The organism is Lacticaseibacillus boliensis (assembly GCF_054784775.1).
Genome location: NZ_BAAIHN010000076.1, coordinates 1 through 1,885 on the forward strand (window position 1 = coordinate 1; position 1,885 = coordinate 1,885).

A 1,885-nucleotide genomic window follows, 5' to 3' on the forward strand; every position below is an offset into this window, starting at 1 on the left:
CGTGATGGTTTTCGTCGACTCAACCTTAGCATATAGGCGCACCCAATGGGTGAAACACCAAAGCAGCGCAGTCCCGTGTGAATCATGGGATTGCGCTGCTTTTTTGAAATTCTATGAATAATCCAGGATCGGTTATCATAAAACAAATCATGCGCGGATGCGACATTTTTAGGTTGGAAAATACCCTTGAACAACAAATTGCACTTGAGTCGACAATTCGTCATCAGGCAATAAGAAGATGACTTCAGACTGGACATTTGTCTACCGGCTTCAAAGCCTGTGCCTTGCACAGTTGAAAAGGCATCAACCTGCCGACTAAAGTCATTAACGACTTCTTCAAAAACTTGAGCTGTGCGGCTTTGCTACTTTTCATGATCAAAAAAGACCACTTCCCGCCGCCAGCACGCGATCAGCTGATCGATTTCGCGGGTATCGAAGACATTCTGCTCGGGTTCGGAGAAATTGACAATGATACTTTCCATCCCTGGTGCAAAGAACAGGCTCGCTGCCGCGGTGCAATCGGGAATGTAAATCTCTTTTTTGGCGACGCGCCGGCGGAGAAATTCTGCTAGCAGTTCCCGGACCCGATCAGTCCCTTTTCTTGTGATTGGTGTAACATGGGCCTCGAAATCCGCCCGATAATACAGCATGATCGACATCAGATACCAGTTCTCATAGAAGATGGCGACGAACTGGCGATAAAACAGATGCAGTGCTTTTTCCAACGGCATGGCGTCGTTGTCTGCGATCAGTTTTTCGAGTTTGTCAAACTCTTCTTTGATGTCCGATAACAGCAACGCCTTGACGATGTCTTTCTTGCCCTTGGGAAAATAATGGTACAAGGTGCTGATGTTTTTGTTGCTTTGAGCTACGATATCACTGACTTTTATGCTGTCATAGCCTTTAGTTTTAAACAGTTGCTTGGCCACGTGCAAGAACAAGTCGTGCGTCTTGTTGTACTGGTCTTGCCGCTGTGATGGCTTTTCCCCCATACTGTTTCACCTCCTTCAACATCCTACCATGGATCCGGATTTTTGGTTAAAAAACTCATCAAGTATTACTTGACGGGTTTCCTGTAAGGGGTTACGCTAATTTCTGAAGGAGATGTGAAAAATGTTACTAATTACCTGCGCATACGGCAAAGTCGGGCGTCAAATCGTCCCTTACTTAGCCAAAAAAGGATTCGCTATTCGTGCCATCGACATGAATCCGGACATCAAAAAATGTCAACCACCCCTGAATCAATTCAGGGGCTTGCGGGGACAGAAGCCGAATCACTTCCTTGCCACAATTTCCGCAGATAGAGTCTGCGCGCTGACCAGGCGGCCAGTGTAGGCAAACTAATTCCTGCAGCTTTAATGTCCCCAGGTTGCCATAGGGACTTGGTGTACTTCACCTTAGTCCCATGGACACCGGAGGGCCATAGGGACTTGGTGCATGATTACGCGATTGCGGCGAGACCCTTAGTCAGAATATTCTGGGCAGCGTTCCAGTCACGCATGTGATGTTGATCGCATTGTGGGCAGTGCCATTCGCGTTGGGCTAGCGTCAGTTTGTTGGTGCTTGCCGTTCCCATCACGAATCCGCAGGCGTGGCAAGTCTGCGTCGTGTTTTTGGGGTTAACGGTGATGAACTGCTTGTGATGCAGTTGTGCTTTATACGCCAGCATTGTCAGAAATTGCCGCCAGCCAACGTCACTAATGCTCATGGCTAACGCATGATTCTTCAGGAGATTCTTACTGCGCAGTTCTTCAGTAACGACCAAGTCGTGGTTCTTGACGAGTGTCGTGCTGAGCTGATGTAAGAAGTTTTTGCGTTGGTTAGCCACGCGCTGGTGGATCTGGGCCACCAGCAGGCGCTGTTTTTGGTAATTTTTAGCTTGAGA

At 48.0% G+C, this 1,885-nt stretch carries 2 protein-coding genes; both read right to left on the reverse strand.

The genetic code is table 11. From position 1 onward, the window contains the following. Positions 1 to 362: 362 nt before the first annotated feature. Positions 363 to 992 (reverse strand): TetR/AcrR family transcriptional regulator, encoded by a 630-nt coding sequence (locus ACYVRB_RS14180; protein ID WP_461216062.1) that lies wholly within the window; start codon positions 990 to 992, stop codon positions 363 to 365. 449 nt (positions 993 to 1,441) lie between these two features. Continuing rightward, on the reverse strand, positions 1,442 to 1,885 hold a 444-nt coding region (locus ACYVRB_RS14185), incomplete at its 5' end, for an RNA-guided endonuclease InsQ/TnpB family protein (RefSeq protein WP_461216063.1).